Raw genomic sequence first — 21,824 nt, forward strand, 5'->3', positions numbered from 1 at the left:
AGGAGGATAAACTATGGGATATGGATATAATTGCGGTTGTGGAGGATACGGTTACTCCGCACCTGCTGGATATGGCTGTGGTATCGGCGGATTTGCTTTAATTGTTGTTCTATTCATCTTACTCATTATCGTTGGAGCAGCATGCTTTTAAGATTTTACCACTACAGGAAAAAGCAGGTCCCTATTGCGACCTGCTTTTTTTAATTTGTATAGAATTGTAGATTATTTTTCCCCGTAAAAATAAAAAGCCTTCTTACTTTCTCATGAAAAACATGCTTTCCTAACTACTTAATCGTCTTATCGTCTAATAACTGTTGTGTATAATTGATAAAGTCAGTAAAATAGCCATCAACATTAAAAGATTTGACACGTTTTTGTTCTTGTTTTTGTGTTGCCAAATCGGTAAAATATACGTGTACTTCTTTTCCTTGCTTATGAAGCTCGTTTACAACTTGTAAACTCACATCCGTCGACTCTACTCCAATAGCAGAATATGGCACCTCTTTTGCTTTTTCAAGATTAAATGCCCCTTTTTTAAACAGTAATGTTAACGGAATGGACGGAGCAAGCAGCTGCAATTGTTCCAAGCTGGATTCTGAAAATGATTGAAAAGAGACATGTTGTCGATCAAGCAGATCATATTCCTTTAATAATTCAATTAATTTTGTTTCCATCTTCGCTTTACCATGAACGAGCCGTGTTTCAATATAATAATGCTCCTTTTTTTCAAAAACTTGCAATACTTCTTCTAAAGTTGGTATTGTTTCCCGTTTCTCCTCTTGCTGAAAGACTTCAACAGTCTCAAACTCCCTCAATTCCGCAAACGTATACGCAGATACTTTGCCGCTACCGTTCGTTGTTCTATCAATGGTGTCATCATGCATGACAACAAGCTCTCCATCTTCTGTCATTCGTAAATCTAATTCTAACGCATCCACACCATCTCTAGCCGCTATCTCATAAGCAGTAACGGTACTTTCATTAAAACGATCATTTGCCCCTCTATGCGCATAGATTTCTGCTTTTTCTGTAACCATAGGCGTTATTTGAATTTCTGCATGAGCATATAACGATAAGCTTGTAAGCAATAGTAGTATGAACAAAAACCCTCCTATTCTGTTAAACAAATGATTTTCTTTCACTTTTGTAGAACACTGCCTTTTCTGGATAATCCGTTATGATTGCAGCTACCCGAAGATCAAGCAACTGCTTCATATCATTCATATCGTTCACTGTCCATGCTCGTAACCTTGGAAAACTAGGACGCCAATAGTCTACCCCGTTTAAAATCCCTTTTCGAGAAACGTGAATAGCTTCTAAATGAAAACAATCCATATACTCATGCGGATGCGGTAAGTTTCCTTCTACGAGTAGCGCGATCTCATGATTTGGGTCTAATTGTTTTATTCGAAGCAATGTTGGTAAGTGAAAGGATGAGTAAATCACTTTTCTATTATTACCATAAACTTGCACAATTTGCTGCACTTTTTCTTCTATTCCTTTATACGTAAACTTCGTCGTTTTTAATTCAATATTTAGTTCAATCGAATACGGTTTTAACAATTCTAAAACTTCTTGTAAAGTAGGAACCTGTTCCAAGCGCCATTGATCCTCAAATAAGTCAAAGTGAGAAAACTTCACCCCAGCACTATGTCTTCTTATTTCTTCTAACGTTAAGTCCTTTATATATCCTGTTCCATCTGTTGTGCGATCTAAAAATTCATCATGAATAACGACAATTTCTCCATCCTTTGTCATATGCACATCTAATTCAATCCCGTCAACACCTTCTTTTATAGCTTGCATAAATCCTAACAACGTATTTTCTGGGTATGTTCCCATGCTGCCTCGATGACCATAAATTTTTGTTTCCATAAAGTCCCTCCTTAAATAGTAAAAGTGATCCATTTTATACTTACCACGTAAGATCCTTATTAGGGAAAATTTACTTTCTTTTCTCAAATAGAAATTTCGATTTACCCAGATCGCATCGCATTTTTGAAGTCCGAGTCTTACAGCATTTCACATCCGAGATAAATCACTTTATATAGAGAAGAGAATGAAACTACTAGCTTCATTCTCTTCTTATAATCTACTCTCCTCGAGCAGTGTTTGCTTGTTCAATCGCCGCATTCACTTGTTCTACAGCAGTCGAGAATGCTTCATCGACATCGCCGCCATTGTATACCGTCTCTAATGCTGTTTCAATAATTTTACGCTCTTCAGGTATCATATCCATGAGTCCTCCCTGTGTAGCTATGGAAGGTTTGGTAGCCTGTAATTGCTCTACCGTTACTTGTAATTGCGGCATTTTTTGATACGCTTCTTGCACAACTTGCTGTTCATATGCTTCAGGATTGATGGCAAAATACCCTGTCCCTACATGCCATTCAGCTTGTACTTCTGGTTTTTGCACATACTTTAAGAAATCCCAAGCGGCCTTTTGTTCCTCTTCTGCCTTTCCTTTAGACATCCAAAGGCTCGCACCACCAATTACAACTCCATGGCGCTCCTCTTTCTCAGGATATGGGATAAAAGCAACACCTACTTCAAATGGCGCATTATCAATCACATCTCTAGCACTAGCGGAAGACTGCATAAACATAGCTACATCGCCACTTAAAAATCCAGTTACCATATTGTCTGAATTCGTTCCATAATTTGCAAATGTATCTTCATCCATCATACGTTTGACCCATTCAAAAATCGATTTTCCTTTTTTATTATCAAAGGCTACTTCAGTCGCTGTATCCCCACGTCCATTATCATTATTTAATAACAGACCACCTTGATTTGCTAACAATTCTTCAAATAACCAGCCATAAGCTTGCAGCGCAAAGCCTTTCATGTCAGAATTGGATTCCTTAATTGCTTTGCCTGCTGCTTCTACTTCCTCATAGGTCTCTGGTGGTGCTTCTGGATCTAAACCAGCCTCTTTAAATGCATCTTTATTATAATACATGACTGGTGTAGAGGAGTTAAAAGGCATGGAATAAAACTTTCCATCAACCTTGTAATAATTCGTAATATTTTCCTCCAAATTACTCATATCATAACCTTCTTCATCAATAAACTTTTGAATTGGTTCCACGTTACCACTGTGAACCATCGACATCGTTCCAATTTCATTTACTTGCACAATGGTTGGTGCATCGTCAGTTCCACCTACACTATGGTATTTTGATAGCGTTTCTTCATATGTCCCTTGATATTCCGCATTGACTTGAACTTCATCTTGGGATTCGTTATATTTCTTTACGATTTCATCCAAGGCAACCTGTGCTTGACCGCCCATTGCATGCCAAAACGTTACCTCTGTTTTGCCACCTGATTCTCCATCTTCTTTCGCTTTTGCTGTACCTCCACTATCTTTTCCCTCGGAACTACAGGCAGCAAGTATGAACGTAAAAATAACTAAAGTAAATACGAGTATTCTTTTCAATTTTATTCGCTCCTTTTGACAATGTTATTTATTTTATTAAGATAGAATTGTGTTATTTTATTGCGCCTTCTGTTAAACCTTTTTGCAATTTCTTTTGCCCTAAAAACAATAAAATTAATGTTGGTAAAACCACAATTAGCCCGCCAGCCATAATAACTCCCCACTCATTAAGCTGTTCCTGTGATTGCAATTGCTTTAATCCTATTTGAACGGTTCGAACCGTATCATCTGTGGTAGAAAGTAAAGGCCAGAGATACATATTCCAAGAAGTTAAAAAGCCATATACTCCTAAAGTTACTAAACTCGTCTTGGCTACAGGTAGAACGACAGTTAGATAAAATTTGACATCGCCCATCCCCGTTATTTCACTTGCCTCTTTTAATTCTTTTGGGATTTGTTTGAAATGTTGCCGTAACAGAAACGTGCCAAACGCAACTGCAAAGAATGGCAAGGACAACCCAGTATACGTATTCAATAAATCAAGCCCTCTTATCGTTTGGAAATTAGGTATAATCGAAGCCTCAAAAGGGATCATCATTGTCGCAATAAAAATAAAAAACAACGTATCTCTCCCTTTAAACTCCAAAAACACAAAAGCATATGCAGCCATACTTGATAACAACAATTGTCCAAGCGTAATAAGCAACGAGACAATAAAACTATTCATCAAATAACCAAATAAAGGAAAACGTTCAAAGGCTTTTATATAATTGTCCAACGTCCATGTTTCTGGTAGAATCTTCCCTGTTAAAATATCTTGGCTCGACATAAAGCTCATTAAAAACGCCACAATCGCTGGGGCGAACAGCAACAATGCAGATACGGTAAGAAGAAGGTAAAAAACCAGCTTTTTACTAATAGACATCGTCATTGGTAATGCACCTTCCTCTCTCCCAACTTAAATTGTAACAATGTCATCAAAAGAATAATGACAAACAAAACAACTGCTTGTGCGCTCGCTGTCCCATATTGATAATTTTCAAATGCTTCTTGATATATAGAGTACACAAGTAAGTTCGTTTCATTTTGCGGTCCACCACGGGTTAACATGTCAATTTGACCAAAGGTTTGAAACGCATTAATGAACGAGACGGTAATGACAAAAAACAACGTAGGCGACAGCATTGGTATCGTTATTCTTCGTAATTTATATAAATAACTAGCGCCATCAATTTCTGCACTTTCATACAAATGCGAATCTATCGATTGTAAACCACCTAAAAGAATTAAAAAGGTAAAGCCAAGATTCATCCAAATTGTGGATATAGATACAGAAATAAGCGCCCATTTTGGATCTGTTAGCCAACCAATTGCCTCTAACCCTACCGCCTCTAACAGTTGATTAAACCACCCCATCGTCGGATGGAATAAAAACATCCAAAATACAGATGCCGCAGCTACAGAAATTCCCATGGTAGAGGAAAAAATCATTCGAAATAAACCGATTCCTTTTAATTTTTCATTGGCAATCACAGCGAGAAACAAACTAATTACAATCGTACCCGGCACGGTGTAAAGCACGAATAAAAAAGTGGATTGTAAACTTTTCAAAAAAATAGGTGATGTGAAGATGTTTTTAAAGTTATCCAAGCCTACAAAAACCGTTGTGGCTCCACTGTTATCAGTCAGAAAAAAACTTAAATATAATGTTCGCGCCATTGGGTAAAATAAAAATACACTAAACAATATCATAGAAGGTAATAGAAACAGCATCCCTTTAACAAAGCGGATACGCTTTTGCTTTTTCTTGATTTTAAGGAAGTTAATTTTCCTATATTGCTCTTGTAGTACGACTGCTTCTTTCATACGACCGCAACCTCTTTCTCCTTTGTTGAAGAAGCTGCTTTTAGTAATAAACCTGAATCTGTATCAAAAAAACACAGTTTATCTCTGGAAATATGTACGGGTACCTTTTCCCCAACTTTTATCGACCATTGCCCTAACCATTTAGCCGTCCATAATTCTGGACCTATTTCAAATGTAGCTAGTGTTTCATTTCCAAGCTGTTCTACATTAATTACATCTAGATGATGCGTAGCTTCCCGATCAACGGCAGGTAAAATATGCTCTGCACGAATACCAATAGTAAGATTTTTAGCTTGGACAATTTTTGTGGCAGGTTGTATAGAACCCATATCAATCTCAAGAAAATCTTCTACCTTTAACATTTGCTGATTGAACACAGCTTTTCCGAGATTCATTTTTGGTGATCCGATAAATGAGGCAACGAATAAGTTAGCGGGCTCATTATACAATGCAATCGGCTCTCCAACTTGTTGAATTTCCCCATCGTTTAAAACCATAATTCGGTCACCCATCGTCATGGCTTCCACTTGATCATGTGTTACATAAATCATGGTTAAACCCAACTTTTTTTGTAATCTTCTAACTTCTATACGCATATGCGCACGGAGTTTCGCATCTAAATTAGACAATGGCTCATCCATTAAACAAAGAGGTGCTTCACTGACAACAGATCTAGCAAGTGCTACCCTTTGTCGTTGTCCTCCAGAAAGTTCCCTAGGCTTTCTTTTTAACAACTCTGATAACCCCATCATTTCTGTGGTCTTTTTCAATCTATCCTGCTGCTCTTGTTTGCTTACTTTCTTCGCATGTAAGCCAAATAAAATGTTTTGCTCTACATTTAAATGCGGGTACAATGCATAATTTTGAAAAACCATGGATAAATTACGATCCTTTGGGCGTAAATGATTTACTATACGATCGGCAATCTTTAATGTGCCTCCTGTAATTTCTTCTAAACCAGCAATCATACGTAATAACGTACTTTTTCCTGAACCAGAAGGTCCTACTAGCACAAAAAACTCCCCTGCCTCTATGGACAGGTTAATACCATTTAATACATTAGCCTGTTTGTCATAAGATTTGGAGATATCCCATAACTCCACTTTGCTCATTCTTCACCCTCCCTCAATGTAATAACTTACTTCTAAGGCTCCTTTTCCACGTTTATTTAAACATAATAATTATTGTTTTTGGGTGTTTTTACATAATATTTGCTTTATTTTAATGTTTTTAACGTTTCCTTAATATTCCATGTAGAAGAGTTAAATTAGGTGTTTTTGCACTTTAAGCTATCGTCTAGCTTTGTTTGAATAATCCCCCTTCTGGCAAACAATGCTAGAATAAGGTAGCGGAGGAGAAGCACCGTTACTCCTTGAAAATGACAATCAGTTTCTTCGTTCATTGTTCGCATGCATAGCTTTCCTTGTCCAATAAGAAATAGCAATGGAAAGATCAGATAGGAAAAAATGCAATATGTTTGCCAAATGGATTCATGGATAAGCTGTCCACTGAAGTAGAATTTTTCCAAGTATTGTCTTCTCGGTAGAAAATGACATGTTTTCATATTTGTTCGTTCTATTAAAAAGTCTCTCTTGCATAGAATATGTTAAAGAAACAAAGAAAGGCTGACATAGAATGAAACGTGTATTATTAACCGGGTTAGTAGCTATGACAAGTATATTTTCACTCATTTTTTTCCTTACTTTACCCCAATTTCAAAGCAAATTCTTTCAGCTACCATTGCTTGATGGAATAACAGAATCAGTTGTTTTTTCTGATGCACTCTATATGGTTATGAGCACAGAAATACCACAAATGGAAACTACACTTGAAGAAAATGATATACAAATGGCAAATTTACCAAAACTATTATTAGAAACCACATCTGGTGTTTCGCCTAGAAATTTCTCAAGCTTACTAGATTTAGCACTTCCTGGAAGAAACCCTGACTTTCATTTTTCGTTTGTTTCAAACGGTGTAGATGAATTATCCATGCCTATTGAATCCCCGCCACCAGATTTTGAGGAATTATTAAAAGAAGAACCGGAAGAAGAGCAAACAGACGATAAAAATAAAACGGATCAGCAAGAAGCAGAAGTGTATGTTTACCATAGTCATAGTTGGGAGGGATTTTTACCCTTATTAGGAGAAGATAAACAAAAACCATCACAAGCATCTAGTACGGATAATGCAAAAAATATTGTTCTAGTAGGCTCCATGTTAACGGAGCAATTAGAAAAGCAAGGTATACCTACTTTTCATGATCGAACAAACGTTACTGCTGCTCTACACGAGCAAGGTTGGGATTATTACGACTCCTACCGATTATCTCGAAAAACGGTAGAAGCAGCGATGGCAAGCAACCAGAAAATACAATATTTTATTGATATTCATCGTGATGCCCAGCGTAAAGATATTACTACTACGACGATTCACGGAGAGCCATTTGCCAAATTGTATTTTATTGTTGGTGAGGAACATGAAAATTACAAAGAAAACCTTGCATTTGTAGAAAAGCTCAATGCCCAACTAGAAGAAAATTATCCTGGCATAAGTCGCGGTATCTTTTTAAAAGATCACACAGATGGTAATGGTATTTACAATCAAGATTTATCCAAACAGTCCATCCTAATCGAAGTTGGTGGCGTAGATAATAATAAAGAAGAACTATCCAATACAACGAAAGCTTTAGGGAAAGTAATTGGAGAATATTACAAAAATGCTGAGCAAGTAACGACAGAGAGGTAACTTATGTGGAATAAAAGAATATGAGATAAACATAACTTGTCGCCAAACCTTATGGAGAAATTCTTTGTTTTTCTTATACGATAAAGCCAAAAAAAAATACTTTCCTATGCTATAAATGAGAAGAGCTGAATTCAGTTGAATAAGAGTAATTACAAAGGCGTCTTTAGTTAGCTTCCAAAAAAAATGTATATACACTGGCTCCCTTGAAATAGACGAATATTTTCAAGGGAGCAGTGACAGAGAAGCACTACTAGTACTAAAAATAATGCATAACGGTATTTATAATGTCCATCTTTCATAAGCGACACATGGTTTTCTTCTCCATTTAAATTTGCCCATCCTCCTCTTTCAAATCTTGAAATGGGTATCTTATAGCGAAATAAGCGAGACGTCTAAAATTCGGTACATTTTCTAAAATTAATTTACTTTAATCTGAAACTATTTATTCACTCACTCGTATTATAAGTAAATGATTTCCATTACTTTTGTAGAAAAACGAACTTCATTGCCTAACATGTTGAAAATTGTCGTTTTTCATATTCTATAAAGCCTAAGGTTTTATACGCTACGGCTTAAAAAGGGGGAATACATATGACTGTTTTTGGGTTGCCAATCGAGACATTATATTTATACATGCTGATTATTGCTGCAGCCCTAACCATTATTTACATGCTTTTTGGCGATATATTAGAAGGGATTGGTGAAGTAATTCCTATAGCTAATCCTATCCTTATTCTTGCCTTTGTCACTTTCTTTTCAGCAACGGGTTACTTACTTGAAACGTTAACATCCTTGTCCAGCCTAATCATTATTTTCATTGCCATGCTTATTGCCTTTATTCTTGATACGCTTTTAAATGTATTTATTTTGGTTCCTTTGGCTTCTGCAGAAGAATCTCTTGGCTATACAGAGGAATCGTTAATTGGGCGTGTCGGCAAAATTATCATTCCCGTTCCAGCAGATGGATACGGAGAAGTTGTTATTGAAAGCAAAAGTGGTAGAATCTCTAAACCTGTAACAGCGTATCACAACCAGCCCATACCTGAAGGAACAGAAGTATTAATTTTAGATATAAAAGGTGGCGTGCTCTATGCTGAAGCTTATTCGAAGGATGTTTTAGATGCATAGAAACATGCACGAGTTCTAAGCATGTTACTTTAGTAATTTACACTTTTTCAGCCCATTCCGTGCATGCATTTTAATTATTTTCAAATGCACTCAGCAAGGGATTATCTGTTTAGCAAAACAAATCTAAGGAGGAATTCTATGTTTGAAGGATTTTGGATTATTATTGGTATTGTTTTATTTTTACTCGTAGCACTTATCGGTATTTTTGTTTCCAAATATCGCACAGCTGGTCCGGATGAAGCACTTATTGTCACTGGAAGTTATCTTGGTGGGAAAAATGTCCATATCGATGAATCTGGAAACAAAATTAAGATCATTCGCGGCGGTGGCTCATTTGTATTGCCAGTGTTCCAACAAGCAGAGCCTCTCAGTCTACTATCTAGCAAATTAGAAGTAACAACACCTGAAGTTTATACAGAACAAGGAGTTCCAGTCATGGCAGACGGAACAGCGATTATTAAAATAGGTGGGTCCATTAGTGAAATTGCTACTGCTGCTGAACAATTTCTTGGAAAAACGAAAGAAGATCGGGAAGTAGAAGCGAAAGAAGTACTAGAAGGGCATCTTCGTTCTATTTTAGGATCGATGACGGTAGAAGAAATTTATAAAAACAGGGATAAATTTTCACAGGAGGTACAGCGTGTCGCCTCACAAGATTTAGCAAAAATGGGACTTATTATTGTTTCTTTTACGATTAAAGATGTGAAAGATAAAAATGGTTACTTAGAATCTCTTGGTAAACCTAGAATCGCCCAAGTAAAACGAGATGCAGATATCGCTACAGCTGAGGCAGATAAAGAAACGCGGATTAAGCAAGCAGAAGCTGCCAAAGAGGCGAAAAAAGCAGAATTAGAACGCGCAACAGAAATCGCTGAAGCAGAAAAAGTCAACCAGTTAAAAACAGCCGACTATCGTCGTGAGCAGGATATTGCGAAAGCTCGCGCAGACCAAGCGTATGATTTTGAAACCGCAAGAGCTAAACAAGACGTTACTGAACAGGAAATGCAAATTAAAATCATTGAACGACAAAAACAAATCGAACTGGAAGAAAAAGAAATCTTACGGCGTGAGCGACAATACGATTCAGAAGTGAAAAAGAAAGCAGATGCTGATCGTTATGCTGTAGAGCAAGCAGCTACAGCAGATAAAATGAAACAAATGACAGAAGCAGAGGCAAATCAATATCGTATTGAAGCGGAAGCAAAAGCAGAAGCGGAACGTGTACGTGTGGACGGTCTTGCTAAAGCAGATTCACAACGAGCTCAAGGGGAATCAGAAGCAGAAGTCATCAGGCTTACTGGTTTAGCAGAAGCAGAAGCAAAACGAGAAATTGCGCAAGCATTTGAACAATACGGAGAAGCAGCTATTCTAGATATGATTATTAAAATGCTTCCAGAATATGCAAAAGAAGTCGCTAGTCCACTTTCCAATATTGATAAAATTACTGTAGTAGACACAGGTAGCAATAATGCAGAGGGTGGAGCAAATAAAGTTTCTGGATATGCAACAAACTTAATGGCAAATCTACAAGAGTCATTGAAGGCATCTTCCGGCATTGATGTCAAAGAGCTGTTGGAAAATATAAGTGGTAAAAAGCACACGACAGATGATTATGATTTAGGTAGCCCACGATATGAAACAGACGAATTAAATAGAGAACTAGCAGATGTAGACAACGAATAACTATAAGGGTCTTTAAACAGAGAGGCATTGTACAAAGTGCCTCTCTCTTCTATGTTTTTAACGTTTACTTTTACATGTGAAGCAGCTTCCTAGATTGAATAATTGCTTTGTTTTTCTTACAACTATTTTTCATTATGATATACTTTGTTCCCTAACGTTTAATAGTCGCCCCTCATTGAACCATTTATTACTTATTATACAAAATATAGAAACTATTACTAGGCTAATTCCAACCCAACGGTACAATGAAATAATACCTACTACTTCGGCCAATAAACCACCTATCAGAGGAGATAAAATCACTGTACTGCTTATAACAGTATTTGTTATGCCAGTAACTCTACTTATTTCTGAGGTGGATGTGTTCATTTGAATAATATAAGGGCTCTTCGCTAAATACGATGAAATAGCATAAAACACAGTTTAATAGCTTCTATAAAATCTATGAAAAAACCAAATCAAAACCGGACAAGGGAACGGATTTAATTGCTTCGCTCCACAATCACCACCTGATACAAGTCCAATTAAGCAACATCTTATTCGATGTATAATTTTCTTTCTAGGTGGTATCCTAAGTATTGGACAAGGGAACGGGTTTGGTTGCGAGCGACACATGACTCCATACTGATACCTGTTCTTTTTATTTGATGGAAAAGTCTAGTTTCCCAGCAAGAAGATACACCATAGCTACAATATTTTTATCAGACCGGTACCCTCTTGCCTTTCGTTTAGCCGTCTGGAACAAGCTGTTAATACCCTCTAAAATACCATTATTTAATTGCGATTGAAACCATTGAACTACACCATCAAAATGCTTTTTTAACGTCTTTGCCAGCTTTATCATTGGTTCTAGTCGAGATCGTAATCCCCATTGTATCCAGTCTTCCAATACCATAGGAGCGATGGGAGCAGGGTATTGATAAATTTCTTGCAAACAAAGTCGCATACGATAAGCTTTGGCAGTATCTAATTCTGTATCTTTCAGTTTATCCAGCATGGCTTTTTGTTTCTTCGTTAAATTTTCTTCATTTTTCAACCAAGCATAACGGGTATTTTTGAGCTCAGCACATGTCTTACGCTCGTTGCGACGAACTTCGTCTACAGCTTTGTTAGCCTCTTGAATCACATGAAATTTATCAAAAGTGATAGAGGCTTCCGGAAAATAGTCAGAGGCGCCTTTAATAAAAGCAGGTGACATATCCATGCAGACTTCTGTTATATTTTTCGCATGACCACCTTGTTCTTCTAGGCGTTCTTTACACGTTTTCCATGTAGCAGCATCTTTTCCTTTGGCAACATGAATGACATTCTTTTTATCTGAGTCCACAAATATAGTAATATATTGGTGCCCGCGCTTTGATGACGTTTCATCCGTATTAATCTTAGTAACATGAGAAAGGTCTTGATGAGCCATAGCTTGATCTACATAATGATGTAATATTCGCCATAAACGTGTATCGTGCTCCCCCACTAAGCGACTTACTGCATTCATTGGCATGTCTTTAACAAGCATCATAATCCACGCATCAAATAGCTTTGTAAAAGAAGCTCGTGGTTTTATAGCCCAAGGGATAGAAACACGACGCTTTTTTCCGCAGTTTTCACAATCTGTACGTGGGTGTTCTGCATGAATATAGCATGGGTATTCTAAAAAGTTTAAATGACGCCATGTCCGGTTGTAATCAGCAATATCAAAAAAACGTTGATTTTTAGCCCCGCACTCCGAACATGAAAATAAAGCATCTCTATCTACTTTTAAATAGACATCTAGCTGTTGCTTTATTTCATCAAATATACAGACATGGATATACCAAGGTTCTGGAATATGGAACACATTTTCAATATCCTTAATTTCTATTAACATATGAAAACCACCTAACATTTTATTTTGATAGTTTTCAGTATGTCCAACCTTATTTCATTTTAATCAGCGAAGGGGCAATATAAGAGAATATACTATTCAACAATCCAATCCCTATTCCAGCAATAAATCCAAGTAATAGAAGATATATTGTTAGAAAACCATGTGTTAACCATCCAACTCCACCAAATCCAATGCCAACAAGAAACAAACTTAGGCCTAACAACCTGCCATATTGTTTCAAAGCTGTATAACGATTTAATACAAGGATAGCCAAAACAGCTCCTAATCCAGAAGCACCCATTAACCAGCCAGCTAGCTCAGGTTTTGCAGGAGCAAACATACGTAATATAACACCAATTTGGATATCGACCATTTGTACTCCTGTAACCCCTATAACCATAATCAACATACTAAAAATTAAGATTTTCCTTCTTAAAATAACCATCCAACCTTCCATCCATAAACGAAAAAAGCTGCCTTCAGTCTGTCTTTCCACTTCACCATTCGTACTGATAATATGGTAACTAGCACTTCTAAGAATGCTAAATAAAATAAGTGCTGACATTAATAAGGAGATGGCATTGATTAAAATAATATATATTGGAGAAATGACACTAATCTTCAAAATCCATATACTCCCTTTCGGTTTAGAGTTGTATAACGAAAGGATAGCAATGGAATGTCAGAAGAATATCAGAGGATGAAAAAATGTCATAATAAAAACGTACGTTCCCTGAAGAAACAGCCGACATTAACTTTATAACCTTCATAAACTTTAAAAAACAGTTCCTAAATAAAAACGGTTACTGTAGTTATAAGCAAGATAAAAGTTCTTGTTTTATTTTTTCTTTATAGTGGTCTGTGTGATAGTTTGTTTCGTAGGTTTCACGTAAGTATTTAAGTAACTCTTTGAGTCGGAAGTTTGAATAAACTGACAGCAGTAGTTCCCCTATATTTATAGATAAAAGAATATGAAGGGGAAATCCTTCTCTCTCTAAAATAGTAAATGCTGTACACTATCTAAAGCTTGTTTTTCTTTGTTTAATTGAATATAGTAAAATCCTTTTAATAAAGAAAATAATCCTCTTTCTCTTTGGTAGCTCTTTGTATCAAGAAATTGATGGAGTTCTGCTATTTTTTCTTCTGTTAATAAATCATCTTTTATATACAAGGCGTACATAAGCCACCAAAGCTGTTGAAAACCATAAAAGCCATTTTCTTCATTTAAAATAAAAGCGTCTTTTTCTTTCAAAAGTAAACATGCTTGTTCCGAATGACTCAGCTGTAAATACATAAAAGAACTTAATAAATACACTTCGGGTAAATCTTTTTCATCAATGAAGCCTTTTTCTATGTATCTTTTCAGTAATCCATAATTATAATAGTGGTCTGTGTTTACTAATGCATAAAAAGAAAGATAACAAAAAGATTTTTCCTTTATAGGCAAGTCTTTATTCTTTAATAGAGAAGAAAAGTCGCCATTAAAAAAAGACAATCTAGCACGGATCGATTCTTCCATTTGTACAGTAAACACTTTCTCATCCAAAAGGTTTCTAACAGCTTGCCCATTTCCATATAGATGATATTTGGAAATTAATTGTTCATACAAAGATTGTATTTCAACATTATTCCTTAAATGTGTCTCTTCATTTGTTACATAAGTATTATTTATACGCAGACAATATCCATATCCTTTCATCGTTTCAATGGTCAAGAAGGATCGATAAGGTTTTAATTTTTTTCGCAACCGATAAATATGGTCATCTACTGTTCGATCAGACGGAGACTGTAGTGGCCAAACTCCTTCTAAAATATGATTTCGAGATAACGCTTTATTCGCATTCATATACAAATATTTCAATAGTAAGTATTCTTTTCTGAGAAGATCGATAGTTTGACCATGTATAGTTATGGAATAATTATCCACTTGAAATAAAATCATGTATCTCCTCCTCCCATTAGGATGTTTAACGTAATCTATGGTTCTCCTCCAATATAGCATATATTTTCATTTCTATTGAAGCAGGTAAATTCTGCTTACATGCATTTTGTAAAACATTTGTATGGGAAATGCCGTGTTTTCGGAAATATTTTTCCATATACCTGACTTTTTGCTCTCTTCTTGGCATTAATTGATAAAGCACGAACCAATCTTCTAGTAAGCAGAATGGAAGTACCTCCCCTAAATAGTTATGCCGCTTGACGGAATAATTGGAAAAATCATAGGTATACAAACCATTTATATGCTCTAACTGAAATTGAGCCATCATATCCACAGTTGCCGTTTCCACACGAAACTTATGAAAATATACGGTAGCAAATGGCTTGTGGCGCTCTACTTCTTTTTCTTTTCCCATCCTTTGTAAAACATGGACAGCCTTATCTATATGCTCTGGTTCTACAATAATGTCTATATCATTTACATGATCTACAATATCATAGTAAGCTAACAGCATAGAACCGCCAATTCCCCAGGTAATTTGAGCTTTGTCTAACTCTTTGGCTATATCTACGATTCGTTTGACATTCATGAATCCACCTCTTTTTATTTTAAGCAGCAACGTAAAGATATACAAATTAGAAAACATAGCTTAGCAAGCTTTCTTTAAGCGTAACCTAACTTTTTTATACAAGTCTACATCATTACACTTTTGTAGCAAAAAAAGTAATCCCTCCAAATTATAAAGCATAAGAGGGATTACTTTCTACATTACTTATAGTGGCATTACATAAAATAACGCTATAACGCTGCTACATTTTTTAGTATTACGTATTGAACCATTCCACATATAGAAATTTATTTTTATATTTTAAAGTAGTAGTGTAGACTCCAATTTTCTACCAATTATTTTTATAAGTGAGACGCGTCGTTATTTTTCTACTGTAATTTCATACTCTTCATGCTCATGCAAATCATCATCGTTTTCTACATGAACAATTAATTGATATTTCCCTTTGTCTGTGAATGTATAAGAACCTGTGTATTCTCCTGCTTTACCTTCTTCAGCGTCTACCCATTCTTTATCCGCTGTATTTTCCCGACCGATTTCATAACGAACAGAAGCTTCTTCTAAAGGTTTTTCATTCATTTGTAGATGTACCATTAACTCGGTTTCTTCTCCCGCTGCCACATTTTCTGGTTCCATAAAGTGTAACGTAAATCCGTCTGTTCCCTCGTGGTTGGCATGTTCTTCGTCATCCTTTGTTTCTACATTTTCCACATCACCAACTGTAATCGCTTTTTGCGGCATCGTATGCAGATCTCTAGCGGTTGTATGAGCAAACATCTCGTATACACCGTTATTATCAAAAGTAACTTCTGCGGTGTAAGTGCCATCTTCATGATTGGTAGATTCGTAATTAGTACTGTCATCTTTCTTACCTTTTTCCCAAACTTCAAACACCACTTCATCTGCATCTGTTACTTTTTCTTCCCCATAAGTTACCGTTGCTTTCAACTCAACAGTGTCTCCTATTTCAGCTGATTCAGGAACTTCAAAATCCACTTTTAACTCTTTCGGCTCCTCCTCTTTAGCATCCGTACTTTTCTCAGCCTTCTCTTCTTGTCCACATGCGGTCATTAAGATTAACGCAATAATTCCAATAAACATCCAAAATCTTCTTCTCATGATACAACAAATCCCCTTTTAAATTTAAAATTTTAGTGATGCTTGCATTGTGTCGATCCTTTCATTTGTTGATGTAAGACTTCTTGTACCTCATCAAATGAATACACTTTTCCTCCAAAACCCTTTACAAATTTATCAGCATGTTCTCGGTACTCAAAAGTTAATAATTGCGGATGACAGCAGCCCATATGTAAAGAAGTATCCGTCACATACCAAGCTAAAGAAGCACTAATGGTTGTACTCCTTAGAAAATCAGGGCAGATGGCTTGATTCACTTTATCACCAAGTTGTTGTTGGCGTAGTAAGCCACAGTGGGCACAACAAGTAACTTCGATGTTATGATTCGTCAATATTAAGCGATAAGCCATTTTTTCATTTATTGACCTTGCACAATAAACACACCTATCCTGCCTGTTTTCCTCTGTTTGCACTAAGGATATGCCACCAAAGGTTTTTGTAACAATTCCTTCTTCTTCCAAGGATTTAACATCACGATGTATGGTCATCTCTGATACACCAAACATGTCGCTTAAATCTGCAATTTTCAAATTTTTCTTCTGCAAGATCAGCTCTTTAATACGTTCCTTCCTTTCAAGTGGTAACATAGATACCTCCCCTCATTCCATAACAAATTCTAACAATCTAAAACAAAATATATCATTTGCAATCGGATACAACAAGCCTTTTTTCGTGACATGTTTGTGAACTTATTTGTGACAAAGTTCACATAAAATGAAATTTCACCCACTTATTCGCTTCTAGTTGGGAATAAAATAGGCTTGTGCAAATGTTCAATTATGCTACTGTAAATCAGTTAGCTTGCGATGGAACAATGGATAGTCCTACCTATCATATAAACCTTCAAAAACAAATAGCCACTACTAAAGCTATTAGAAATTACATAAAGTCTATTTTCTTTAGCATATATGTCGCAAAGTAGACCAAGTTCTCCTGGTTCCAATTTGGGGTCGTTAAGTTCCGCTGATAATGTTCTAAAATCTAACAGCTACCGTGCTATCGATTACTAGCTGGCTTCTTCTATCACGTTCTACAAACCAAGAACTCAATCTCCCTTTGTCCAGTTCTCATTTGTTCTAGAGTAAAAAACTGCCGCAAGAATCTCCGGCAGTTTCACTTAACAAAACGAATCTTTTGATTTTGGTACAGACAAGCCAAATAATGGGCGTACATATAAAGCGATAAATGTTCCTCCTAGCGCTAAAATCCCCCATATATAGCCATGTAAACTAAATGAGGCAATTCCTCCAAAATAAGCGCCAATATTGCACCCAAAAGCTAAACGGGCTCCATAACCCATTAACAATCCACCGATAACTGATGCAGCGACATTTTTCAAATTTAAACGTGTAAATTTAAATAAACCACCAGCAGCAGAAGCTATAAAAGCTCCTATAATAACGCCAAAGTTCAGTACAGTTGTGGAATCAGCAAAAATGGAAGCTTGTAATGCTTGAGCATTATCCCCTTGCCAATAACCCCAGCTTGCTACATCCACACCTATAAGTGCAGCAATTTTAGAGCCCCAAAGTGCAAAACCAGATGTTATTCCCCAAGGTGTGCCTCGCGTCATAAGTGTTAGCGCATTTAATACAGCTAATACCACCGCTGCCGCAAGTAAAGGCCATGACCCCCGCAATATACGCTTCCAGCCTTTTTCGGAAGGTACAGATGCCATTTTAGGTGATTGTTTTTTCTTCTCTACAACAATCGTGATCCATGTAATCATGCCAAACAAAATAATTGATATCAACCATGCGCCACCATACCCAAGGCCCGTAGATGTAGCTAATGAAATAGGTGCAAAGCTCGGTAAATCTTCTGTCCAAAAAGGAAGATGTTTTGCGCCAATGGTAGACCCAATAATAAAAAACAGGAGTGTTACAAACATAACCGTTCTCCCCCCACCAACAGCGTAAAGTGTCCCTGAAGCACATCCACCACCAAGTTGCATGCCTATCCCAAATACGAAAGCTCCAACTAGCAAGCTAATACCAACAGGCGAAACATAGCCGTTTACTTCTGCACCAAAAAAAGAATAACCGTAAGCAAGAATTGGGGCAAACAACGTAACTGCTACAGCAAGCATGAGCATATGAGAACGTAATGCTTCTCCATTACCTACAGACATAAAACGTCTAAAGGCAGAAGTAAAACCGAAACGTGCGTGAAACAATGTGTAACCTAATAACAAACCAAGTAGTAACAAAATTGGCTGGGTGATTTCCTGAGTAGTAACTAAATATATTCCAAGGAGAAAAGCAACAATGATTCCGCCTGTAATGAAAGTAGTTTGTGGTTTGTTTAATTGAAACTGATCCGTACGTACAGGGTTTTTCACTTCACTAACTGGTTGAACTTTCATTAAAAACATCCTTTCCTTATAAAATTAGTCGGATTTAATTTATAATAATACATTCTACACAAATACGTGTCAATACTTTTTAGAAAATTTGGCTTGTCGCTAATCTTTATAGCCGAAACTGTAGTTGTTGTTATACGATACACCGCTAGACCTTCTTATTGAGTAAAAAATATTAGAAAAAACTTCACTTCTCAAAATCGCTGTAACTAGCCTTCTCTACAGTTTTAAATTCTATCTCTTTCAAAACCGAAAACAGCACGATTAATAATCCATAGCCCCCAAGGTATATACATAATTTATTTGCTATATGGAAAATCTACGTATAGCAAAGGAGGAAGTTACATGTCTGAACAAAACAAAAACCGTAACAAAGACAAAAATAAGCAAAACAATCAAAATAAACACAATAAGTTACGTTCCGATGTTGAATTTTCCAGAGAAAATCCAATGAATCAGGAAATAAAAAAGCAAAATCGTTAAGCATTAACATTGTTGTACCTAAATTTAATGAAATAAAGCTCGTTGCAAAACGAAAATTCTTCATGAGACTTGGCTTATCGCTAAGTTTCATTTTTTATACATTGGTTTATTGTAAAACAAAAAATTGCACCAACATGCTCGGAGATAAGCAATTGTTTAGCATTTTCATAAGATAAAATTGGATCCCTTATAGTACAGTACAAGCGTAACGGCAGCCTTTTGCCACCAGTAAGTCTTTAAAAATACATATGTTAAAAAGCAGCACTACTTTCATAAAGCATTTTATTATGCTTTTTTTTACACATCGCGTAAACTCTATATAGCTTCAAACGATTCAAACGCACCACTTATATTTCCTTTTAGAAAAATTCTATGACGGAAAAATGAATTATATTCCTATATAATGTGAAATCTTGACTCATCAGGGAGTTTAAGTACATCCTCCACTGAATGTTCGTATATCATACTCAAAAGCCTCTAAATGAAAGGGAGGTTCTCCATGCAACAAGTTTATAGTGATATTAATCAATTTCGTGGAACTCATTACGACTTTGGTTATTACCAAGGAACGCTATTAAAAAATTTGCCTATTTTACCCAATCGAAAAAAGCAATGGGCCGCAAAAAAGCAACGCCATTTTATAATAGATGACAACAAAATAAAAGAACGATTATTTCAATTTGCACCTGGTATCTGGGATGAACTTCACGGTCTAAAAGATGCTCTACAAATGAATATTAATGAAGCAATTCAAGATTTTGGTGGATATTATTTGGAGTACGGTCGTAGTGGCTGCTCGATTTACACAAATACGGATTACATGGTGCGAAATTACGATAATGCACCCTCTACCTATGAAGGTCGTTATTTACTGTATCAACCTACAGATTATGGATACGCCGCTCTCGGCCCTACAATGCAAATAACAGGGCGAACAGATGGGATGAACGAGCATGGTTTAGCAATGGGTTATAACTTTATTAATCGTAAGCAGTCTGCTGACGGATTTTTATGTAATATGATTGGACGAATTATTTTGGAATCATGTAAAAATGTAGAAGAGGCTGTCGCACTTTTAAGGGAAATACCACATCGACACTCTTTTAGTTACGCCTTACTCGATAAAAATGGCATGAGAAAAGTCGTCGAAGCCTCTCCTCGAGATGTTGTGGTACACAATGCTTCTATTTGCACAAATCATTTTCAGCATTTATCTGAAGAAAACCGTTTTCGCATGGATGATTCCTTGCGACGTTACGATGCAATAGAAAGTCAGTCTACACATATCCATACCCGTTATCAAGCTTTCCAAATGCTCAATCAGTCAAATAATGGTATATTTTCGACGAAATATGGGGCTTGGGCTGGAACATTGCATACGGCGCTATATTTACCTAAAAGTAAACTTGCGTGGTTTGCGCTAGGAGGAGATAGAGAGCCTTTACTATTTGACTTTAACCGTTGGCTTCAAGGTAAAGACACGAATATGAAACGAATAAAAGGAGAATTGCATAGTTCGGAAGTTTTTGCAAACATGAAACTTTTTTAATGGTGCTAGAAGCACGAATCATTTTTTCTCAACATAACCAGTGGGGATGTTTCCCTTCTGGTTACTTGAAGCCTTTTCTACCTTCTATCTATGTTATACTTATATACGTTAGAAACACTTGGCTTGTCGCCAAGTTTTATGGCAAAAGCTAACGTTTTTCCGATAGTGGAACAAAGGGACAAATACATCTCAAAAAAACGGCTAAAAACTGGACCTGTCCAGTAATAGTAGGAGCACATAATCATTCGCTTGGAAGGAAAGGTGTCGACTCCTGCTGGAAAAGCATGAGCTTGGCGTTTTTTGCGAGTGAGGAGACTCAAGCAACCATGAGGAAAGCGTCCGCCTATAGTGAAAAACGACGGGTTCAAGTACGTATACAATTTGGATTAGGAAAACAAATAAAATCTTAGAAAAATAACGGATGAATATAACACCTAAATTAATATACGAGGAGTCATTTTATGATACTCATGATTGACAATTATGATTCATTTACCTTCAATTTAGTACAATATATGAGACAGCTTGATTTGGAAGTGCTTATTGAAAGAAATGATGCGATCACTGTAGAAGAAATTCAACAATTGCAGCCAGAAGCGATTGTCCTGTCTCCAGGTCCTGGAACTCCAAATTCATCTGGAATTTGTTTAGAAATTGTAACGAAACTATACCAGCAATTTCCTATACTTGGTATATGCCTTGGTCATCAAACGATTGCCCAAGCTTTTGGCGCCACGATTGAAAAAGCAAAGCAACCCATGCATGGTAAAGTATCTCTCATTACCCACGATAATCGAAGAATGTTTCAAAATCTAAATAATCCTCTAGCAGTTACTCGGTATCATTCCCTCATTGTAAATAAAGAATCCATGCCAGACTGCTTAGAAACAAGCGCTACGACAAAAGAGGGAGAAATCATGGCGCTTCGCCATAAACTTTATCCAATAGAAGGCATACAAGCGCATCCCGAGGCAATTTTATCAAAAAGTGGAATCGAATTACTTCATAATTTTTTTACTGTCAAAGGAAGTTATAAGAATGGAAAATATTTACCTGCAATTTGACTTTAACGAACAGCAACCTGTTGCATTTAAAGATCCCATTACCATTAT

20 protein-coding genes are annotated in these 21,824 nt (G+C 36.4%); 7 read left to right on the forward strand and 13 right to left on the reverse strand.

Features of this window, described 5'->3' with window-relative positions; all coding sequences use genetic code 11:
* Positions 1-13 precede the first annotated feature (13 nt).
* Positions 14-151, forward strand: a complete 138-nt coding sequence (locus tag D9780_RS10310; RefSeq protein ID WP_073005569.1) for a YjcZ family sporulation protein — start codon at positions 14-16, stop codon at positions 149-151.
* 133 nt (positions 152-284) lie between these two features.
* Here the strand turns inward: D9780_RS10310 and D9780_RS10315 are convergent, their stop codons facing one another.
* The 6 genes from D9780_RS10315 to D9780_RS10340 form a co-directional block, all read right to left on the reverse strand.
* On the reverse strand, positions 285-1,103 hold the full coding sequence (locus tag D9780_RS10315; RefSeq protein WP_121640030.1) for a glycerophosphodiester phosphodiesterase: 819 nt from the start codon (positions 1,101-1,103) through the stop codon (positions 285-287).
* Between the two features lie 16 nt (positions 1,104-1,119).
* Entirely contained in the window at positions 1,120-1,875 is a 756-nt protein-coding gene (locus D9780_RS10320) for a glycerophosphodiester phosphodiesterase (RefSeq protein WP_116278006.1), read from the reverse strand.
* 217 nt (positions 1,876-2,092) lie between these two features.
* Positions 2,093-3,442 (reverse strand): ABC transporter substrate-binding protein, encoded by a 1,350-nt coding sequence (locus D9780_RS10325; protein WP_240458806.1) that lies wholly within the window; start codon positions 3,440-3,442, stop codon positions 2,093-2,095.
* A gap of 52 nt (positions 3,443-3,494) precedes the next feature.
* A complete protein-coding gene (locus D9780_RS10330; protein WP_073005577.1) occupies positions 3,495-4,313 on the reverse strand; it encodes a carbohydrate ABC transporter permease in 819 nt (272 codons plus the stop codon).
* Entirely contained in the window at positions 4,310-5,248 is a 939-nt protein-coding gene (locus D9780_RS10335) for a carbohydrate ABC transporter permease (RefSeq protein WP_121640032.1), read from the reverse strand. The genes D9780_RS10330 and D9780_RS10335 overlap by 4 nt, the downstream gene beginning before the upstream one ends.
* Positions 5,245-6,360, reverse strand: coding sequence for an ABC transporter ATP-binding protein (locus tag D9780_RS10340; protein ID WP_116278009.1), 1,116 nt, complete (start codon positions 6,358-6,360; stop codon positions 5,245-5,247). The genes D9780_RS10335 and D9780_RS10340 overlap by 4 nt, the downstream gene beginning before the upstream one ends.
* Positions 6,361-6,883: 523 nt before the next feature.
* On the opposite strand from D9780_RS10340, the gene spoIIP reads away from it, so the two are divergent.
* The 3 genes from spoIIP to D9780_RS10355 all read left to right on the forward strand — a co-directional run bounded on the left by spoIIP (position 6,884) and on the right by D9780_RS10355 (position 10,807).
* Positions 6,884-7,996, forward strand: a complete 1,113-nt coding sequence (spoIIP, locus tag D9780_RS10345) for a stage II sporulation protein P (RefSeq protein ID WP_121640033.1) — start codon at positions 6,884-6,886, stop codon at positions 7,994-7,996.
* Positions 7,997-8,587: 591 nt separating this feature from the next.
* The gene (locus tag D9780_RS10350) at positions 8,588-9,124 is read left to right on the forward strand and encodes an NfeD family protein (RefSeq protein WP_121640034.1); all 537 of its coding nucleotides are present in this window, start codon (positions 8,588-8,590) and stop codon (positions 9,122-9,124) included.
* 138 nt (positions 9,125-9,262) lie between these two features.
* The gene (locus D9780_RS10355) at positions 9,263-10,807 is read left to right on the forward strand and encodes a flotillin lipid rafts scaffold protein FloT (RefSeq protein ID WP_121640035.1); all 1,545 of its coding nucleotides are present in this window, start codon (positions 9,263-9,265) and stop codon (positions 10,805-10,807) included.
* Between the two features lie 640 nt (positions 10,808-11,447).
* Here the strand turns inward: D9780_RS10355 and D9780_RS10360 are convergent.
* The 7 genes from D9780_RS10360 to D9780_RS10390 form a co-directional block, all read right to left on the reverse strand.
* Positions 11,448-12,671: an ISL3 family transposase gene (locus tag D9780_RS10360; RefSeq protein ID WP_121638963.1), complete on the reverse strand. Its 1,224-nt coding sequence runs from the start codon at positions 12,669-12,671 to the stop codon at positions 11,448-11,450.
* A 49-nt stretch (positions 12,672-12,720) separates the two neighbouring features.
* Positions 12,721-13,296: an MFS transporter gene (locus D9780_RS10365; protein WP_121640036.1), complete on the reverse strand. Its 576-nt coding sequence runs from the start codon at positions 13,294-13,296 to the stop codon at positions 12,721-12,723.
* A 369-nt stretch (positions 13,297-13,665) separates the two neighbouring features.
* On the reverse strand, positions 13,666-14,613 hold the full coding sequence (locus tag D9780_RS21545; protein ID WP_162985838.1) for a winged helix-turn-helix domain-containing protein: 948 nt from the start codon (positions 14,611-14,613) through the stop codon (positions 13,666-13,668).
* Between the two features lie 25 nt (positions 14,614-14,638).
* Entirely contained in the window at positions 14,639-15,202 is a 564-nt protein-coding gene (locus D9780_RS10375; RefSeq protein WP_121640038.1) for a hypothetical protein, read from the reverse strand.
* Positions 15,203-15,541: 339 nt separating this feature from the next.
* A complete protein-coding gene (locus tag D9780_RS10380) occupies positions 15,542-16,300 on the reverse strand; it encodes a FixH family protein (RefSeq protein WP_121640039.1) in 759 nt (252 codons plus the stop codon).
* A 32-nt stretch (positions 16,301-16,332) separates the two neighbouring features.
* On the reverse strand, positions 16,333-16,905 hold the full coding sequence (locus tag D9780_RS10385) for a DeoR family transcriptional regulator (RefSeq protein ID WP_121640040.1): 573 nt from the start codon (positions 16,903-16,905) through the stop codon (positions 16,333-16,335).
* 530 nt (positions 16,906-17,435) lie between these two features.
* Positions 17,436-18,683 (reverse strand): YeeE/YedE family protein, encoded by a 1,248-nt coding sequence (locus D9780_RS10390; protein WP_162985839.1) that lies wholly within the window; start codon positions 18,681-18,683, stop codon positions 17,436-17,438.
* A gap of 342 nt (positions 18,684-19,025) precedes the next feature.
* On the opposite strand from D9780_RS10390, the gene D9780_RS21095 reads away from it, so the two are divergent.
* The 3 genes from D9780_RS21095 to D9780_RS10400 all read left to right on the forward strand — a co-directional run bounded on the left by D9780_RS21095 (position 19,026) and on the right by D9780_RS10400 (position 21,776).
* Positions 19,026-19,163, forward strand: a complete 138-nt coding sequence (locus tag D9780_RS21095) for a hypothetical protein (protein WP_162985840.1) — start codon at positions 19,026-19,028, stop codon at positions 19,161-19,163.
* Between the two features lie 499 nt (positions 19,164-19,662).
* On the forward strand, positions 19,663-20,712 hold the full coding sequence (locus D9780_RS10395; protein WP_121640041.1) for a C45 family autoproteolytic acyltransferase/hydrolase: 1,050 nt from the start codon (positions 19,663-19,665) through the stop codon (positions 20,710-20,712).
* A gap of 461 nt (positions 20,713-21,173) precedes the next feature.
* Positions 21,174-21,776: an anthranilate synthase component II gene (locus tag D9780_RS10400; RefSeq protein ID WP_121640042.1), complete on the forward strand. Its 603-nt coding sequence runs from the start codon at positions 21,174-21,176 to the stop codon at positions 21,774-21,776.
* The last annotated feature ends 48 nt before the right edge of the window (positions 21,777-21,824 follow it).

This window comes from Virgibacillus sp. Bac330, assembly GCF_003667845.1.
GTDB lineage: Bacteria > Bacillota > Bacilli > Bacillales > Amphibacillaceae > Virgibacillus > Virgibacillus chiguensis.